The organism is Stenotrophomonas sp. 22DLJC03 (assembly GCF_056861405.1).
Genome location: NZ_JBSPUG010000004.1, coordinates 127416 through 145282, shown reverse-complemented (window position 1 = coordinate 145282; position 17867 = coordinate 127416). Strand labels below are relative to the sequence as shown.

Genomic DNA, 17867 nt, shown 5'->3' with positions numbered 1-17867 from the left:
AAAACGTCATGGCACAGCATGACTACAGCAGAAAGGAAGTCCTGGACATCGTCGAGCAGGTCGCCAGGCAGAAGGGCATCCCCGTGGATGACTTCATGCGCTTCGCGCATATCGAGACCGGCGGCAGCTTCAACGAGCGCGCGCACAACACCTCGTCCGGTGCCAAGGGCCTGTTCCAGTTCGTGCCCGGTTCCGCGCGCCAGTACCACCTGACCGGCCACGAGTTCGATCCGACCCGCAACACCGAAGCGGCCGCACAGATGTACCAGGACAACCTGGACTCGATGGCGCGCCGCAACGAGCGCACCGGCAATCCCTACCTGTCCGGGGGCAACACGCCCACCGGCCTGGACCTGTACCTGGCCCACCAGCAGGGCAGCGCCGGCTATGGCTCGGTACAGACCGCCATTGCCACCGGCACCTTCGGCGTGGTCCGCAACAGCCACGGCGAAGAAATCAACATGCGCCGCAACGTACTCAACCAGATCGGCTCCGACGCGAAGGCGCTGACCGGCCACACCCTGGCCGAGATGCGCGGCATGAACGATGGCGACCTGGCGCGGACGTTCTCCAGCTACTACATCCACAAGTACGCGGCGATCAGCATTCCGGAAAAGAACATCGAACCGCAGGCGGTGGCGCAGGGCCAGGGCCAGACCCCGGCAGCGCCTGCACAGGCCAGCGCAGCCGTGGCGGCTGGTGCAGCCACGCTGGCGGCAACCGCAACGGCGGCTGCCACGCCGAAGCCGGGCATTGAACTGCAGGCCGCCTACGAGGCCGGCGTGAAGTACGACGATGTCAGGTACGCCATCAACATTCCGGGCCACGCGCTGTACGTACCGGGCAAGACCGGCAAGAACGTCGAGCAGGGTTATATCGACTGTTCCGGCTGGGTCGGCACGCTGCAGAACCGGACCATGGACGAGATCAACCAGAAGGCCGGGCACGCGGTGTTCGGCAAGGCTGATCGCATCGACCTGGGCAACCTCGGTTCCGGCGGCATCGTGCGCAAGGCGTTCGACCAGTCCGGCGTGCTGCTTGACCGCGACGCGATCCTCAAGCCCGATGCGTTGAAGGAAGGCATGATCATCGGCCTGGATACGGCCAAGACCCGCCACGAGCACTGGAACGGCATCGACCACATCGTGATGGTGGTGCGCGATCCCAACACCGACAAGCTGCTGATCAGCCAGTCCACCGGCAGCAAGGGCGTGCACACCATGCCGGTCGAGGACTACCTGAAGCAGGTGAAGGACCACCCGAACTGGAAGCTGTACGCCTCCGACCCGCTGTCCAGGGCCCGCGATCTGCTGGAGAACCGTACCCAGTCGCACGAGCAGACCCAGGGCAGGCCCGCGGCCGAGCACAAGGCAGCTGCCACGCCGCACGCCGAACTGTACAAGCAGGGCGCGCACAGCGAGGGCGTGCGCAAGGTACAGGAACAGCTGGGCCACCTCGGCTATGCCGGGGCCGATGGCAAGCCGCTGGTCGAAGACGGTCGCTTCGGCCGCAACACCGACGCGGCGGTGCGCCAGCTGCAGAAGGACAACGGCCTGGTCGCTGACGGCGTCGTCGGCGCGAAGACCCTGGAGGCGATCAGGGAGGCTCGCGAGCGGCCGCTCCTGAACGACGAGCGGCACCCGCGCAATCCGCTGTTCATCCAGGCCAGCAAGGGCCTGGAGCTGATGCCGGCCGGCACCTTCAAGGACCGCCACGCGCTGGAAAGCGCTGCTGCCGCATTGACCAAGGAGGCACACGCCGCCGGCCTGCAGCGCATCGATTCGGTGGTACCCAGTCCGAACGGTGAGCGCCTGTTCGCCGTGCAGGGCACCATTGGCGACCCGGCCGCCATTCGCGCGGCGGTGGACACCCGTACGACCAGCGAGCAGAGCCTGGCACTCAGCAGCGGTGCCGTCCAGGGCGCCCCGAACGTGCTGCACCAGCAGCAGGATGCCCAGCAGGAGCAGGCCCGGCAGGCCCAGAAGGCGATGGGCGTCTAAGCCCGCGGCGCCTTGGGAGAGAAGGGAGGGCCACGTCCGCGTGGCCTTTTCCCTTTCTGCCAGCTGAGCGGCCGAGCCCGCTTTCAGCCTTGCTTCATGCCGCCTGCCGCTAGATGAATGCGCAAGCCGCACGGTGGACCAGGCAATGTTCCGGCAATGTTGGAACGCCAGCGTGGACATCACGGCAGCCGGGGCGCCCCGCGCCCTCCCTGCCCAGCGTGGCATGCACCTCACAGGAGAACGAACATGCTCAGTACTTCCGCACTCAGCTTCCGTGGTCTGGCGATGGCTCTGGCACTGGTGGCCGGTGTGGCCGTGGTCAGCGATGCCAGCGCGATGTCGAGGAAGGACAAGCGCACCCTGGTCGGCGCCGTGGTCGGTGGCGTGGCCGGTAACCTGCTCTCCAACGGTGATCCCGCTGCCACTGTCGGCGGTGCCGTGGCCGGCGGCGCGATCGGCAACCTGACCACCTCCGACCGCCGCGACCGTCGTTACTACGACAATCGCCGTTACGACGACCGCTACGATCGCCGTTACGACCGTGGCTACTACCGCAGCGGCTACTACGACCGCGGTGACGACCGTCGCTGGCAGCGCGAGCGCTATTACGACAACCGCTACTACCACGACCGCGGCCGCCATCGCGGCTGGTAACCCGGCGCGGCGGTACCGCCGATGACCATGTGACGACGGGCGGGTCGATGACCCGCCCGTTTGCGTTGCGGGCGGCCATGGCGTTGAATGCGCAGCCTTGGATGTGATTTTCCCCCTTGGGGCTGCGGCATGACTTCTTCTTCCCACCGGGTGCAGGGCCTCAACAACGACGAGGTCGCTGCCGACTGGCCGCCGATCAGCACCGCAGACCTCGCGTGGCTGCGCCAGCGCTTTCCGCAGCTGGATGCGGACAGCCAGCCGCACTGGCACAGTCCTCGGCCGTTGTCGGCCGCCGCCATCATCAATGGCAGGCTCGGACCGGTGTTCATCAAGCGCCACCACCACAGCGTGCGCAGCGCCGCCTGCCTGGAAGAAGAACACCACTTCATCGTCCATCTCGCTGCCGCCGGCGTACCGGTGGTGCAGGTGCTTGCGGCAGCCGATGGCCGCACCGCAGTCGAGCACGGCGAATGGACCTTCGAGCTGCATGCCGTGGGCGTGGGCGAGGACTTGTACCGCGATGCCGTGTCGTGGTCGTTGCTGACCGATGTCGCGCAGGCCCGCGAAGCCGGCCGCATGCTGGCCCGGCTGCACTGTGCCGCCGCCAGCTATCACGCGCCACAACGCAGTACCCATCTGCTGGTGGCGCGCGACGACCTGATCCGCGCCGACGATCCGATCGCCGCGATCAAAGCCGAACTGCCCACACGACCGGGTCTGGCCCGCTACCTCGCGCGCATTCCGTGGGAAACCCAGCTTCGCCGCGACGTGCTGCCGTGGCACGCCGGCCTGGCCCAGCGCCTGCGCGACGAACCGCGGCTGTGGGCGCACAACGACTGGCATGTTTCCAACCTGCTGTGGCGCGATGGGCAGGTCAGCACCGTGCTGGATTTCGGCCTGGCCTCGCCCACCAGCGCACTGTTCGACCTCGCCACCGCGATCGAGCGCAACGCGGTGGCCTGGCTGGAACTGGAGCGCGGCCTGGAGGCGGTGCGCATCGACATCGCACGGGCGTTGCTCGACGGCTACCGCGAGGTACAGCCACTGTCGGCAGCACGCGTGCAGCTGCTGGCCGACCTGCTGCCGATGGTGCATTTCGACTTCGCACTGTCCGAAGTGGAATACTTCGAAGGCATCACCGGCTCCACCGCAAACGCGGATGTGGCGTGGCAGCCGTTCATGCTGGGGCATCCGGCGTGGTTCCACAGCGCGCCGGGACAGGCACTGCTGCAGGCGTTGCACGCAGCGGCGTGACCCGGTTGGCGCACCGTTGGGGTCAGAGCCCTTTCCTGCGGAAAGGGCTCTGACCCCGCTGCCTGAAGGGCACCGGCTCGCAAATCCGTACCATTTGTAGTGAAATGGTCACCTGAAGCGGGGGTGCCTGGATCTGCCAGGCTGAGAGAGTCCCTTGGAACCTGATCCGGTTTGCACCGGCGTAGGGAGCTTTGAGCCGCAGCCACACCCCCGTCATGGGCCGGTGCACCTGCGCGCCGTCGCTTCGTCTCCCTTGTTGTCCGAAGACGAACCGAATGAACCGCTGCCTGCGCCCCACCCTGCTCTCCCTCGCCCTTTGCGCCGCGCTGCCGCTGCACGCCAGCGAAGCCGAGGCGTCCCCCGATGCGGCTGCCACCGGCGCCGAGCGTTCGCCGACCGAACTGGCGGCGGTGCGCGTGCAGGCCGGCAAGCCGAAGGCCGATACCTCGCGCGTGAACGCCTTCGGTGGTGGTTCCTGGAAGGACACGCCGGCGTCGGTGAACGTGCTTGAGCGCGACTACCTCGACCGCCGCCAGGTGCGTTCGCTGTCCGAGCTGGCCAGCAACGATGCCTCGCTGGGTGATGCCTATGCGCCGGTGGGCTACTACCAGAACATCGCCATCCGCGGTTTCGCGCTGGACGCCGCCACCGGCTACCGCTTCAACGGCCTGTCCATCGCCGGCGAACAGCGCCTTGCGCTGGAGAACGTGCAGTCGGTGGAGATCCTCAAGGGTGAAGCCGGCTTGGCCGCAGGCGTGATGGCGCCCGGCGGCATCATCAATTACATCGGCAAGCGCCCGGCCGAAGTGCGCAGCGCCACGCTCGGCACCGATTCGGAAGGCTCGCGCTACGTCGCCGTCGATGTCGGCCACTGGATCACTCCGCGTTTCGGCCTGCGCCTGAATGCCGCATGGGACTCCAGCAATTCCTATGTCGAGCACGCCGATGGCCGTCGCAACTTCTATTCGCTGGCCGCCGACTGGCTGATCGGCGAACGCGGCAAGCTGGAAGTGGATGCCAACTACCAGACCAGTTCTCAGCGCTCGGTGTCCGGCTACCAGCTGCTGGGCGCGCGCGAGCTGCCACACGGCGTGGATCGCGAATTCCTGCTGGGCTACCAGCCATGGCAGCGTCCGGTCGACATTGCCAGCACCAACATCACCGCGCTGCATACCTACGATTTCAACGATGCCTGGCAGTCGCGCGTCTCGGTCGGCCACAGCCGCTCGGTGATCGATGACAACGTCGCCTTCGCCTACGGTTGCTACTACGCCGCGCAGTGCGCCGATGGCAGTGTGCCGGGCAACTACTTCGCGCCCAATGGCGACTACGACGTCTACGACTACCGCAGCCCGGACGACACCCGCCGCAACCAGCAGGCCCGTGCCGAGCTGCGCGGCCGCTTCGAGACCGGCAGCGTCGGCCATGAGCTGACCATCGGTGCCGACTACTTCCGCCGCACCGTGGACAAGCGCCCGAGCGTCAACGAGTACGTCGGCACCAGCAACATCCACGATGCGCAGGTGCCGGTGTTCGAACCGTCGCCGAAGATGCCAGGGCCGTCCGCACGGCGCCTGGACAGCCGCCAGACCGCGTTCTTCGCGCTGGACCGGATGAGCTTCGGTGATGACTGGCAGTGGCTGGCCGGCGGCCGCTTCGTGCGCCTGGACGAGCGTGCCTACGACAAGCGTGGTACCCCGCAGCGGCACAGCCGCCTGTCGCGTTTCCTGCCGCAGACCGCCGTGGTGTGGAAGGCCACCGACCAGCTCAATGCCTATGCCAGCTATGTGCGCGGCATCTCGCTGGGCCAGGAAGCGCCGTTCTGGACCAGCAACGCCGATACCTTCCTGCCATCGGTGCAGTCGCGGCAGCTGGAAGTGGGTGTGAAGTACATGCCGGTCGAGGCGCTGACCCTGGGCGCGGCGCTGTTCCGCATTTCGCAGCCGTACCAGTACGCCAAGCCGGACGGCAGCGATGTCGGCTACACCTTCGTCGAGGAAGGCAAGCAGACCCACACCGGCCTGGAGCTGACCGCCAATGGCCAGCTGACCGATGCGCTGCAGATCGTGGCCAGCGCCAGCGTGCTGCGGGCACGCGCGCGCGACACCGGCACGCCCGCCTATGAAGGCCATCAGCTGGTGAACGTGCCGAAGGTGCGCGCCAGCGTGCACGTGGCCTATGCGCTGCCGTTCGTACAGGGCCTGGACGTGACCGGCGGCTGGCGCTATGCCGGTGCCAATGTCGCCCGCGCCGATGGTGGTGCGCGCGCACCGGACTACTCGGTGTTCGATGCCGGCCTGCGCTTCCAGCATCGCCTGCACGAGCGTGCGGTGACCTGGAACCTGTCGGTGGACAACGTGTTCAACCGCTTCTACTGGCGCGATACCGGCAGCAGCGGCGGTGACTACTACCTGTTCCCCGGCGCACCGCGACAGGCCCGCCTGTCGGTGACGTTCGCGCTGTGAGCGGCCTGATGCTGGAGTGGGCCGCCGCACTGTGCAGCATCCTCGGCGTCTGGCTGATGGCCAAGCGCCGGCTGGTGGCGTGGCCGGTGGGCCTGCTGTCGGTGATGCTGTATGGCCTGGTGTTCGCCGAGGCCAAGCTGTACTCGGACACCCTGCTGCAGGTCGCCTTCGGTGGCTTCCTGGTCTACGGCTGGCTCAACTGGCGGCAGCACGCCGCCGACGAGGGCAGCGTCCGCATCGTGCCACTGGCGCGCGGCAAGCTGCTGCGCGACCTGGCCATCGGCCTCTGCGGTGGCGTGGCGCTGGGTGCGGCCATGCACACCTTCACCGATGCCGCGCTGCCGTGGCTGGACGCGATGCTGACCGCGCTGAGCCTGGTCGGCCAGTGGTGGCAGGCACGCCGCCACGTGGCCTGCTGGTGGGTGTGGATCGCGGTGGACGTGGTGTACGTGGGTGCGTACCTGTTCAAGTCGCTGCATGTGACCGCGGCGCTGTACGTGTTCTTCCTCGGCCTGGCCGTGTTCGGGCTGCGCGCATGGAGCGCAGCTGCGCGTGAACCGCAGGTGGCAACGCAGTAGAGCCACGCCGTGCGTGGCCGGGGTTTACCGGTTGTCGCCAACCTTGGTTGGCGCACGCCTGCCGATCAAGGTCGGCATCTACCAGGCCCATCCACGCATGGCGTGGATCTACTGGGTAAGCAGCAGGCCCAGCCGCAGCGGCTGGCGCATGTCAGCCGGTGGGGCGGCCTGAAACGGCGCGGACTGCAATGTCGCGCGCAGGTCGGCGTCGATCTGGGCGTCGCCCAGGCTGCCGAATTCGAGTTTCGAAATGCGGCCATCCGCCGCGATCCACACGCTCACCGGCAACGGCGTCGGCGTATCCGGGTGTGCCTGCATCCATTCCAGCACGCGCTGCGCCCGCGGATCCTGCTCCTGCTGCAGGCGCTGCTGCAGCTGGCCGCCCACGGCGGCGGCATAGGCCATCCAGTGTGCGGGAGCCTCCTGCGCGGAAACGCTGGCACTTCCAAGTGCGAGCGCACCGAACAGCGCGGCCAACGGCCGCCACCAGCGGCGCGCGCCGGTCCTGTTTCCTGCCATGACCATCGCCAGCCTCCTGCGCTTCCATCCAACGTCTGATGGTCGGCGCGGTAGATGACAGGCAGATGGCGGGCGGTAATGGCCGGCGCGTAGACCGCAGGCCTGGCGCGATCAGTCGCCCAGGTCGGCCAGCACCTTGCGCGAGGGCGCGAAGAAGGTCACGCCGGTGGTGGCGGTGGAGAAATCGAGGATGCGGTCATGCAGCGGCGCGGGATTGCCGATGAACATGCGCTCGAGCATCTTCTCTATCACCCACAGGTGGCGCGTGTAGCCGATGAAGTAGGTGCCGTACTCGCCACGGCCCGGGTTGGCGAAGGGCATGTTGTCGCGCAGGATCTCGTGCTCGCCGTCGGCATCCTCGATGGTGCACAGCGTCTTGTGCGATTTCTGCGCATCGGCCGGCGCATCATCCAGCTCGATGTTGTCGTGCTTGGTGCGGCCGATGATCGCTTCCTGCGCTTCGGTCTTCTGTGCGCGCCAGGCATCGAGGTTGTGCAGGTACTTCTGCACCACCACGTAGCTGCCACCGGCGTGCTCCGGGTCTTCCTCGCCCACGATGGTGGCTTCCGGCAGCGACAGCCCTTCCGGGTTGGCGGTGCCATCGACGAAATCGAGCAGGTCGCGGCCATCGAAATAGCGGAAGCCGGCCACGTCATCGACCGTTTCCACCGCATCACCGAACGCCATCAGCAGGTTGCGCTCGAACGCCACGATCAGGTCCATGGTGCGCGCACGGATGTGGTACAGCAGGTCGCCCGGCGTGGACACCGCGGTGTGGGTCGCGCCCTTGATCTCGCGGAACGGCGCCAGCTCACGCGGCGGCGTGGTACCCACCAGCGGCTGCCACACGCGGTGGCCAATGGCCACGTTGCAGGTGAAGGTGCGCTCGATCTCGCGGATGGCGGTGTTCTTGATCAGGTCGTCGGTGCTGGCCAGTACCTCGCGCGCCTTTGCGATCGATGCCTCGTCATCCTTCACCTTCAGCACCAGGAACGCCGCCGAATGGGTCAGTGGCGCGGTGATCTGCTGCGGCTCGTTGTCGAGCGTGTGGTTGAGGGCGGTGATCGGTGCGGGCTGGGAGTTCACGACGGTTCCTGCTGGCTTGAGGCGGGCGCATCGCGTGTAGCGATGTGCGGGCGATCATAGCGGAACCACCTGACCGGGGACGGAGCGGTTCTCGTTCCGTCCACCGGCGAAGGTACGAAGACCTCAATCCACATCACTCCAGACCGCCAGCTCGTAGCCATCCAGATCGCGGAAGTGGAAGCGACGGCCACCGGGGAAGGCGAATACCGCCTGCACCACCTCGCCACCGGCAGCGACCACGCGCTGCTGCGCATCCGCCAGGTCCGCGCAGTAGAGAATGACCAGCGGACCACCGTGCGCACGCACCGGCGCGTCGGAAACGAAACCACCTTTCAGGCGACCATCGTCGAACTCGGTATAGGCGGGGCCGTAGTCGGTGAAGCACCACCCGAATACCTCGCCGTAGAAGCGTTTGCTGCGGGCGATGTCGGCGACGTTGAATTCGATGTTGTCGATGCGGCGTTCGGCACCGGGGGTGGCGTGGCTCATGACGGACTCCGTGGTTGGAGCCTGCAGCATCGATCAGCGTGGTCTGCCGGTCTTGAACGAAACGGCCATCATTGTCCCCACTCCCGGCGCAGTTCGCGGGCGGTCATGCCGGCCAGTTCGCGGGCCTCGCGGCTGAGATGGGCCTGGTCGGCGTAGCCAGTATCGGTGGCCAGCATCGCCAACGAATGCTGCGGCAACCCACGGCTGTGGCGCAGGAAGCGTTGCAGGCGCAGGATCCGCTCCAGCGTCTTGGCGCCGTAGCCGAACTGCGCCTGGCTGAAACGGCGCAGGCTGCGCGGGCTCAGGTTCAAGCCTGCCGCCAGCTCGTCCAGCGTAGCTTGGCCACGGCCAAGCGCGTGGAACAACACATGCGCCCGTTGCGCCTGCACGTCGAGGGCCGCCGCGCCCATGTGCTGCTGCAGGCACTGCGCCATCCGCTGCAATCGTTGGGCCGGCGCGGTATCGCCAATGGATGCAGCGGCTGCTGTGGCCCATCCGCCCTTCAGATCGGCCAACGGCACCGCCTGTCCAATGATGCCGGCCAATGGCAATCCCAAAGCGGCCAACGCCTGGCCGGGACGAAAGCGCGCACCCAGCACCTGCGCACCGGGTGCAAGCGCCGGATGCGCAGCCACACGATCCGGGCCGACCACGAACAACGCGCCGTCACGCCAGAGGATGTCCACGCAGCCATCGGGCAGCACGGTGATATGGCCATCGGCATCCGCAGCGAGCTGGCTCTGCCATAGCTGGCCGAAATGGCCACGTAGCGGCGCTGGCGCCCGGTGCTCCTGATAGGCCGTGCCGGTACCTGCGAGGGAGGAAGGGTCGCCCATGCCGCATTGTGGCGCCCAGAAGCCCATAAAAGTGAAGCCCGGCGCGAGGCCGGGCTTCGGTTGGCGTGTGGGAGAGAGAGAGAGTCACACGCCAGCACAACACGCACTAACGACAGGCGTTTGTTACCAGGTGAAGCGCGGGCCCACGAACCACTCGCGGTCGCCGGCCTTGGCCAGCTTCACTTCGCCACTCAGGCCCCAGTTCTGGTTGAACTTGGCGGTGGCGCCGACGCGGCCGTAGAACTCGCCGTCCGGGTTGATGCCGTGCTTCTTGGTGAAATCTTCGTAGCCGGCCATCACGTAGCCTTCGACGTACGGGTTGAACGCAGTGCGCACGCCCACTTCGGTGGAGTAGCCGTTGAAGTCCAGGCCGCGCTTCTCGTCGTACTTCTGGTAGGCAACACGGGCCACCAGGTCGGTGTTCGGTGCGATGCCGTAGTTGTAACCGACACCCAGGCGCCACTGGTCGACGTCATTCTTGAACTTGTCGGTCTCCTGGGCGCTGTAGTCGCCGAAGACGTGGAAGTTCGGGTGCACCGCAACGGAACCCTTCACCTTCCAGCCATCGGCGTCGCCGCCCTTGGCATCGGTGTTCACGTAGCCGCCTTCAACGTAGTTGTACGACAGGCCATCGGTCGCCGATGCAGCGAACGGCAGAGCAGCCAGAAGACCCAGGGCAAGCAGCGAATTCTTGTTCATCGGGACACACCTTTAATTATTTTGGTTTCGTCGACCGCCTCCCGGGAGGGGGAGAGAGAAGAGGCGGTCGACAGGTGTGAATTATCCGTTAGAGGGTCTAATCGACCCTGAATATTGAACTGACTGGTGTATAAATATGGTTCCCGTTCAGGGAACTCCGCATGGCATTGCCGGCGGCTTCTTGCGCGCACCACGCTCGATGCTTGATGCGGGCGCTGATCCTGATCACCTCGCCGGTCGCGCTGCTGCAGGCACAGGCGGCTGAGCGCGTCGTTCCTGCCGGGCGCATCGTCGTACAGACAGACGATGTCACGTGCTTCTTCAAGGTGCTGGACGCCAACCACGGGCGCCCAAGCGCCGATGATCTGCAGCACGGCTGCCTGGATGCGGGTACGGATGCCCTGCGCAGCTTCACCGACAGCCGTATCGGCTCGATGGAGCGGCTGGCCAGGGCTATCCAGGACAAGCCGTCACTGTTTGCGAAAGCGAGAACCACAGCATTGCCATCGATCCGCACGCGCGTCGCCGCTGCCGTCGATCAGCTGGGCGCCCTGTTGCCGTCTGCGCGCTTTCCCTCGGTCACCGTACTGGTGGGCCGCGGCAACAGTGGTGGCGTTACCACCGAAGCAGGTGTGGTCATCGGACTGGAAGCGCTGTGCAACGACTGGGTGCATGTGCAACAGCCCGGTGCACGCGTGGAAGTCGAGCAGCCCACCCTGCTCTATCAGACGCTGGTGGAAGGCGGCGCCGAATACGTGGGAGAACGGATCTCCGGGCAACCGTCCAACGCGCATCTGCAGGGTTGGACGCAGGGTCGCGAGTGAGCGCTGGAGCGCGCGTTCCTGCAGGACAGCATGGGTACCGATCTTTCGAAGTGGCTGTACAACGGCCCCGGCGACAACACGCGCCGCGGAGACCTCGGCTACTGGACGGGCTACCGCATCGCCCATGCCTATATTGCGCGCGCGCCCGACATGCACAACGCCATCGCCTAACTACTGAATGTCCAGCCTGGAAACGCTGCAGCGCTGCTGGAAGCAAGTGGATGGCAACCTGCGTGCGGAGCAGGCGGAAGCACGCAGGCGCAGATGCCGTGATGCCGGCTTCATGCTGGTGAATGGGTGATATTGAACAGGCACAAGGCGATCCGCCGGTGCAGATCAGCTCGCTTGATCCCGCTTGTTAAGGTTTGTTGATTTACCGACCTTCACAGCCCATCCACGTCTTCCAACTGCAGCTGAAAGCGCTTGGTAGCGCCGGGAACAAACGCCGCTATATTCCAGCTTCCCCAGACGAAGGAGGGAGTGGAATGAAACTGACCTCGCAACACATGAAGATGGCCCGTGCACTCAGCGTGGCGCTCATCGCCACCGTGAGCCTTGGCGCTTGCGCCTCTTACAAGAACGAGTTTGCAACGATCAACTCGCGTCTCGACCAGCTCGATGTAAAGGTGCAGGGCGCCGCCCAGAGTGCCGAGTCCGCCAACCAGTCGGCGCAGCAGGCCAACCAGCGTCTGGACCAGATCGAAGGCCGCGTGCAGCAGCTTGAAAGGGCACCTGCCGGCCGCAAGCCGCGCGGCTGATCGCTCCCTCACCGTTTGAATTGATCCACCTCTGTATCGGGAACCAGTGGCCTTCGCGGGCCACTGGCGTCCTTCCACCCGCGGTCTCAATGCAAGGAGCCGTCCCATTCGTACCTCCTCCTCCCCTGCACGTCGTGCCCTCCCTGTGTTGATGTTGGCACTGGCCGTAGCGTGCAGCGGCGCAGCCAGCGCCAAGGGCAAGGACAAGGAAGCGCCTGAACAGCGGAGTGCCGCCGTTGATGAACTTCCCGCTGACCAGAGCGTCTCCGAGACGGTGATCGAACTGGCCGGCTGGGTGGTCGCCAGCAAGGACAACCAGGGTTATCCGTTCGCGATCATGGACAAGGCGGCTGCGCAGGTACTGGTCTTCGGCGGCGACGGCAAGCTGCGCGGCGCGGCACCGGCGCTGTTCGGTTCGGCCATCGGCGATCACTCTGCACCCGGCGTTGCCAAGCTCGCGCTGAGTGCGATTCCAGGCCATGACCGCACCACCCCAGCGGGCCGTTTCATTGGTGGCTACGGCCCCTCCGACGATGCCGGACGCGTGCTGTGGGTGGACTACGATTCCGCCGTCTCGATGCACCCGCTTCCGCCAGGCACCCCGAAAGAGAAGCGCGCCGAACGGCTGGCATCACCTTCGCCGGACGACAACCGCGTTACGCACGGCTGCATCAACGTCACGCCCGCGTTCTACGAGCAGATTGTGCAATCCACGTTCGAGAAGGGCGGCGTGTTCTACATCCTGCCGGACAAGGATTCGATCGCGAAGACATTCCCGGAGTTCGCGCAGAGCCGTGGGGATGCCAAGGACGAAGACGAGAAGGGCGCGCGGCGCGCAAGCAAGTAATGCGCCCATCGGCGGATCAGGAATTCAGGAAGCCGCAGCGCCCGCGGCCCGCGCCAATGCAGCGGCATGCGCATCGCCCTTGCGTTCGCTGTAGCGGTCCACCAGGTAGTCCGACCGCCCTCGCGTCAGCAGCGTGAACTTCACCAGTTCCTCCATCACATCCACCACGCGGTCGTAGTACGGCGAGGGCTTCATTCGTCCATCGTCATCGAACTCCAGCCAGGCCTTGGCCACCGATGACTGGTTGGGGATGGTCAGCATGCGCATCCAACGACCAAGTACGCGCAGCGTGTTGACCGTGTTGAACGACTGCGAACCGCCGCTCACCTGCATCACCGCCAGCGTCCTGCCCTGTGTGGGGCGCACGCTGCCGTCTTCCAGTGGCAACCAGTCGATCTGGTTCTTGAACACACCGGTGATCGTCCCGTGCCGCTCGGGGCTGACCCAGACTTGGCCTTCCGACCACTGCGACCACGCACGCAACCGCTGCACTTCGGGGTGGCTCTTGTCCACGCTGTCCAGCATGGGCAGCGCATGCGGATCGAACACGCGGGTCTCGCACCCCAGGTAGTGCAGCAGCCGCTCGGCTTCCAGCGCCAGCTTGCGACTGAACGACTGCGGCCGAAGCGAGCCGTAGAGCAGGAGGATGCGTGGTGGCCCCAGATCGGTGGCGGCGAGCTGGTGGTGATCGGGCTGGGGCAGCGAGGCTTCTACCAGGTTCGGCAGGTGGGCACTTGTGATTGGCTTATTCATTCGACTATTCTAGAAATATGGAAACGTTGAATGCAATCACTGCCCTGACTGCCCTGGGTCATGCCACCCGCCTGGCTGCCTTCCGCCTGCTGGTGGAGGCCGGCCCGGCAGGACGCATGGCTGGCGACATCGCCACGGCCCTGCAGGTGCCACCGGCTACGCTCAGCTTCCACCTGAAGGAGCTGGTGCAGGCCGGCCTGGTAGAGAGCGAAAGCCAGGGCCGCCATGTGTGCTATCGGGCCAACTTCGATGCCATGAACGGCTTGATCGAGTACCTCACGCACAACTGCTGCGCGGGCTCACCCAGCGATGAGTGCTCGTCCGCAGCACCCGCCTGCAAGTGCTGGTACCGCACACGACCTGCCCCATCGAGGCGATTGCCCCATGACCCGTTCTGTCCTGTTCCTCTGTACCGGCAACAGCGCCCGCAGCGTGCTTGCCGAAGCCACCCTGCGCGCCTGGGGCGGCGACCGCTTCACCGCCTTCAGCGCCGGCAGCCAGCCCACCGGTCAGGTCAATCCATTCGCGCTGGCCCAGTTGCAGGCCGAAGGAATGCCCATTGAAGGGCTGCGCAGCAAATCGTGGGATGAGTTCGTGGATGCGGCTCCGATGGATCTGGTGATTACCGTGTGTGACTCCGCTGCTGCCGAAGCCTGCCCTGTGGTGTTCGGGGACTTCATCCGCAGCCATTGGGGCCTGCCCGATCCGGCCGCCGTAGCAGGCAGCGATGCCGACAAGACCGCAGCCTTCGCGCTGGCTCATGCCATCGTGAAAACCCGCCTGCGTGCGCTGCTCGCACTGCCCGAATCGGTGTGGTCCGAACGCGAAGCGCTGCAGCACGCGCTGGACCGGATCGGCCAGCTGCTGCCGATCGACGGCACGCAGTGACGGTGCCACTGCCATGAGCCTGTTCGAGCGACACCTGACCCTGTGGGTTGTGCTGTGCATTGCGATGGGCACGCTGCTGGGCCACGTCCTGCCCGATGCCTTCGCGGTGCTGGCCTCCGCCGAAGTGGCCAAGGTCAACCTGCCGGTTGCAGTGCTGATCTGGCTGATGATCATCCCGATGCTGCTGAAGGTCGACTTCGGCGCGATGCGTCAGTTGCAGCAGCACTGGAAGGGCATCGGGGTGACGCTGTTCATCAACTGGGCGGTCAAGCCGTTCTCGATGGCGCTGCTGGGCTGGCTGTTCCTGCGCCATGCCTTCGCCGACTGGTTGCCGCCCGGGCAGATCGACAGCTACATCGCCGGGCTGATCCTGCTGGCGGCCGCGCCCTGCACCGCCATGGTGTTCGTGTGGAGCAACCTGTGCCGCGGCGATGCCAACTTCACGCTGAGCCAAGTGGCCCTGAACGACGCGATCATGGTGGTCGCGTATGCGCCGGTAGTTGCGCTGCTGCTCGGCCTGTCGGCGATCAGCGTGCCGTGGGACACCTTGCTGTTGTCGGTGAGCCTCTACATTGTGGCGCCCGTGCTGGTGGCCGCGCTGCTGCGGCGCTGGATCCTGTTGCTCAGCGGCGAGGCGGGCCTGCAACGTGCGCTTCGAAGGCTGGGGCCGCTTTCCCTGTCCGCCCTGCTGCTCACGCTGGTGCTGCTGTTCGGGTTCCAAGGCCGTCAGATCGTTGAACAACCCCTGGTGATCGCGCTGATTGCGGTGCCCATCCTGATCCAGGTCTATTTCACTTCGGGCCTGGCCTACCTGCTCAACCGTCGGCTGGGCGTGGCGCATTGCGTGGCCGGTCCTTCGGCGTTGATTGGTGCCAGCAACTTCTTCGAGCTGGCGGTGGCGACAGCGGTGGGGCTGTTCGGCGTGCATTCGGGGGCGGCGCTGGCGACGGTGGTGGGCGTGCTGATCGAGGTGCCGGTCATGCTTTCTGTTGTGCGGATCGTGAATCGTACTCAAGCCTGGTACGAGAGACGCGAAGAGCACTGACATACCGGAGTGCGTCGAAGTCGATCTACGCTCTTCACTCCGCACTGTCGTCATCGGCTTGGTGGGGTACCCGTACGCCACGTCATCAACTTCGACCCATGTCGCATATTCCCCATGCCGCTACGGACGTTGCGCCGCCTGCGTCTGCGACGGCTTAACAGCATGCAAAAATGCCGAAAGCGTCTTTGATCCAGCGTTGAATGCAACTCTTCTGATTGGCGTTGCGCAGCGACGGCGGCACAGATGGTGGGCCACCGGAAAATGGGTGGCCGGGCCTCGAAAACCCGTTAGATCACGAACGTTGTTTGCGCTTGCCAGCCGGCGTCACCCCGCGTGGCGCCGGCTGGCATTCCGTCTGCCGACTATGGCGGGCGGAGCGTGGAGGCCTTGCGCCTGCCGGTCTTGTTCGTGATCTCCCGGTTTTCGAGCCACGTCTCCGCCCGCCACCTTTGTGTGGCGGCTACCGTCTGTCCTGCACGGAGCATTGCCATGACCTCACCGGACTTCCCGCGCCTGCATCCGCATCACTCGCCCGCCAATGCCGGTGAGTCGCCAGATCACACCCCTGCGGCCGATCCGAACACCTTCATCGCCACCCTCAACCGCATCGGCAAGGGCGCGGCCGCCGACGGCCAGCCCTGGCCCGAACGTCATCAGATGCCCGGCCGCCGCATGGCGCTGGCCGACGCGGATTGCGCATTGACCGGCCTGCGCGTGGCGCTGGAAATGCTGCTGGCTGCCGAGCGCGTGCGCCAGAACGGTCCCGACGAGGAGTACGTGGGCGACCGCGTGATGGAGGGCCTGATGATGGCCAGTCTGTCGCTGACCGCACAGGTCAGCGCACGCATGCGCCCGGAAGGGTGACACGGGGAACGACGCTCACTGCAACGCCGGGCACGGCCCGGCGCTGCGGCGCGCGCCACATCACTCGCAGGGCGCGCCGTCTTCCTTCAACGCGGCATCCTGCAGTGGCTGGCGCTGGTCGATCTGCGCACGTTGTTCCGCCGTCGGCTCACCCAGCCACCACACACGGCAGCGCGCGGTAAGACGGCCGACCATCTTCGACTGATCGGGCGAGTACAGCATTGCCAACGCGGTGCCGGGACAGTCGTGGGCCTGGCAGGCGGTGTAGAACCACCACGGCTCGCCCTGCAGCACTAACAGTTCGCCAGGCCCGCTGGGTCCGCTCAACAGGCGTTCGCGCAGCGAGGGAATCTCCTTGTCGGCGGATTCGGCCGCCGCCGTGTTCTTCATCAGGGTGTTGAACGCGGCCAGCACCTTCGCGTCCTTGCGGCCGCAGTCGTCCACGGTGTTGCCACCCACCAGGGTGAAGAAATGCGTCGCCAGCGGGTTGTCCGCACAGGTGAGTTCGCCGCCAGCGCTCGGGTCTTCCGGTTCGCCTTCGTTGTCCCACACCGAGGGGTCCACACCGTCTTCGATGGACGGTTCCTTTTCGACCACTGTTGCTGCGGCGGCCGGTGCTTCGGTGGTCGGTGCCGGTGCGGCCGGTGCTGCATCCGGCGCCGGTGCCTGCCCGCAGGCTGCCAGCAGCGCAGCCATCGTCGCCATCCCTGTGATTCGCATCTTCATCGCGTGTCCTTGTCTGATCTGCGCTGCATCGGCCGAGTCGGCGGCCGCGTGATTCTAACCAGCACCGCGCTAGGATGCGTTGGTAGCTTCCCGTCATCGCCTGGAGCCGGACGCATGCGCCGCACACGACTCGCCATGATCTTCTGCAGTGCCCTGCTGCTGGCATCGCCAGCAATTGCCCACGATGCAGAAGGCGCGAAGCCTCTCCCCGATGCAGCCCTCCCCGCACCGCTGGACCGTGTACTGCGCGACTATGAGCAGGCGTGGCGCAACGGTGATGCCAAGGCACTGGCTGCGCTGTTCGCCGAGGATGGCTTTGTGCTGCAGAGCAACCAGCCGCCGGTGCGCGGCCGCAGTGCGATCGAGGCTGCGTATGCCGGCCAGGGCAGCAGCCCGTTGCGGTTGCGTGCCCTGGCGTATTCGATGGAGGGCAACACGGGCTACATCATTGGTGCCTACCGCTACGGCAGCAACGTGGTCGATACCGGCAAGTTCACGCTCACGTTGAAGCGCGTGGGCGATGGGCCGTGGTTGATCTTCTCGGACATGGACAACACCAGCGCGCCGCCACGGGCGCGGTGA

At 66.0% G+C, this 17867-nt stretch carries 18 protein-coding genes, 2 pseudogenes and 1 riboswitch; of the genes and pseudogenes, 13 read left to right on the top strand and 7 right to left on the bottom strand.

The features are described 5' to 3' along the window. The first annotated feature begins 8 nt into the window (after positions 1–8). From AC13GA_RS15720 to pnuC, 5 genes are all read left to right on the top strand, one after another. Positions 9–2000 (top strand): XVIPCD domain-containing protein, encoded by a 1992-nt coding sequence (locus tag AC13GA_RS15720; RefSeq protein ID WP_482998502.1) that lies wholly within the window; start codon positions 9–11, stop codon positions 1998–2000. Between the two features lie 246 nt (positions 2001–2246). Then, the gene (locus AC13GA_RS15715) at positions 2247–2654 is read left to right on the top strand and encodes a glycine zipper 2TM domain-containing protein (protein WP_005411889.1); all 408 of its coding nucleotides are present in this window, start codon (positions 2247–2249) and stop codon (positions 2652–2654) included. A 129-nt stretch (positions 2655–2783) separates the two neighbouring features. Beyond that, a complete protein-coding gene (locus AC13GA_RS15710; protein ID WP_482998501.1) occupies positions 2784–3908 on the top strand; it encodes a phosphotransferase enzyme family protein in 1125 nt (374 codons plus the stop codon). Positions 3909–4017: 109 nt separating this feature from the next. Continuing rightward, a riboswitch (TPP riboswitch) is annotated at positions 4018–4113 on the top strand. Between the two features lie 70 nt (positions 4114–4183). After that, the gene (locus tag AC13GA_RS15705; RefSeq protein ID WP_482998500.1) at positions 4184–6373 is read left to right on the top strand and encodes a TonB-dependent siderophore receptor; all 2190 of its coding nucleotides are present in this window, start codon (positions 4184–4186) and stop codon (positions 6371–6373) included. A gap of 8 nt (positions 6374–6381) precedes the next feature. Continuing rightward, entirely contained in the window at positions 6382–6951 is a 570-nt protein-coding gene (gene pnuC / locus AC13GA_RS15700) for a nicotinamide riboside transporter PnuC (RefSeq protein ID WP_046985388.1), read from the top strand. Between the two features lie 108 nt (positions 6952–7059). Here the strand turns inward: pnuC and AC13GA_RS15695 are convergent, their stop codons facing one another. The 5 genes from AC13GA_RS15695 to AC13GA_RS15675 all read right to left on the bottom strand — a co-directional run bounded on the left by AC13GA_RS15695 (position 7060) and on the right by AC13GA_RS15675 (position 10580). Continuing rightward, positions 7060–7476, bottom strand: coding sequence for a hypothetical protein (locus AC13GA_RS15695; RefSeq protein WP_482998499.1), 417 nt, complete (start codon positions 7474–7476; stop codon positions 7060–7062). Between the two features lie 105 nt (positions 7477–7581). Next, complete coding sequence (locus AC13GA_RS15690; protein WP_046985359.1) at positions 7582–8556, bottom strand: Dyp-type peroxidase; 975 nt, start codon at positions 8554–8556, stop codon at positions 7582–7584. Positions 8557–8679: 123 nt separating this feature from the next. After that, entirely contained in the window at positions 8680–9045 is a 366-nt protein-coding gene (locus AC13GA_RS15685; protein ID WP_253078125.1) for a VOC family protein, read from the bottom strand. A 68-nt stretch (positions 9046–9113) separates the two neighbouring features. Next, positions 9114–9881 (bottom strand): helix-turn-helix transcriptional regulator, encoded by a 768-nt coding sequence (locus tag AC13GA_RS15680; protein ID WP_428710235.1) that lies wholly within the window; start codon positions 9879–9881, stop codon positions 9114–9116. A 123-nt stretch (positions 9882–10004) separates the two neighbouring features. After that, positions 10005–10580 (bottom strand): OmpO family porin, encoded by a 576-nt coding sequence (locus AC13GA_RS15675; RefSeq protein WP_046985361.1) that lies wholly within the window; start codon positions 10578–10580, stop codon positions 10005–10007. Between the two features lie 206 nt (positions 10581–10786). Between AC13GA_RS15675 and AC13GA_RS15670 the strand changes: the two are divergent. The 3 genes and pseudogenes from AC13GA_RS15670 to AC13GA_RS15660 all read left to right on the top strand — a co-directional run bounded on the left by AC13GA_RS15670 (position 10787) and on the right by AC13GA_RS15660 (position 13009). Then, positions 10787–11677 (top strand): annotated as a pseudogene (locus AC13GA_RS15670) (DUF2268 domain-containing putative Zn-dependent protease). A gap of 212 nt (positions 11678–11889) precedes the next feature. Next, positions 11890–12162, top strand: a complete 273-nt coding sequence (locus AC13GA_RS15665) for a hypothetical protein (RefSeq protein WP_012509703.1) — start codon at positions 11890–11892, stop codon at positions 12160–12162. A gap of 154 nt (positions 12163–12316) precedes the next feature. Next, a complete protein-coding gene (locus AC13GA_RS15660) occupies positions 12317–13009 on the top strand; it encodes a murein L,D-transpeptidase (protein ID WP_136638498.1) in 693 nt (230 codons plus the stop codon). Positions 13010–13033: 24 nt separating this feature from the next. Here the strand turns inward: AC13GA_RS15660 and arsH are convergent, their stop codons facing one another. Next, on the bottom strand, positions 13034–13762 hold the full coding sequence (arsH, locus tag AC13GA_RS15655) for an arsenical resistance protein ArsH (protein ID WP_482998498.1): 729 nt from the start codon (positions 13760–13762) through the stop codon (positions 13034–13036). Between the two features lie 17 nt (positions 13763–13779). On the opposite strand from arsH, the pseudogene AC13GA_RS15650 reads away from it, so the two are divergent. The 4 genes and pseudogenes from AC13GA_RS15650 to AC13GA_RS15635 form a co-directional block, all read left to right on the top strand. Next, positions 13780–14106 (top strand): annotated as a pseudogene (locus tag AC13GA_RS15650) (ArsR/SmtB family transcription factor); the annotation flags it as partial. A 40-nt stretch (positions 14107–14146) separates the two neighbouring features. Continuing rightward, on the top strand, positions 14147–14650 hold the full coding sequence (locus AC13GA_RS15645; protein ID WP_046985364.1) for an arsenate reductase ArsC: 504 nt from the start codon (positions 14147–14149) through the stop codon (positions 14648–14650). A 13-nt stretch (positions 14651–14663) separates the two neighbouring features. Beyond that, positions 14664–15695, top strand: a complete 1032-nt coding sequence (gene arsB / locus AC13GA_RS15640; RefSeq protein ID WP_482998497.1) for an ACR3 family arsenite efflux transporter — start codon at positions 14664–14666, stop codon at positions 15693–15695. 489 nt (positions 15696–16184) lie between these two features. Continuing rightward, on the top strand, positions 16185–16559 hold the full coding sequence (locus AC13GA_RS15635) for a hypothetical protein (RefSeq protein WP_482998496.1): 375 nt from the start codon (positions 16185–16187) through the stop codon (positions 16557–16559). Positions 16560–16619: 60 nt separating this feature from the next. Here AC13GA_RS15635 and AC13GA_RS15630 read toward each other — a convergent pair whose 3' ends face one another. Next, positions 16620–17285, bottom strand: coding sequence for an Ivy family c-type lysozyme inhibitor (locus tag AC13GA_RS15630; protein WP_088480011.1), 666 nt, complete (start codon positions 17283–17285; stop codon positions 16620–16622). Between the two features lie 135 nt (positions 17286–17420). On the opposite strand from AC13GA_RS15630, the gene AC13GA_RS15625 reads away from it, so the two are divergent. Further along, the gene (locus AC13GA_RS15625) at positions 17421–17867 is read left to right on the top strand and encodes a YybH family protein (protein ID WP_482998560.1); all 447 of its coding nucleotides are present in this window, start codon (positions 17421–17423) and stop codon (positions 17865–17867) included.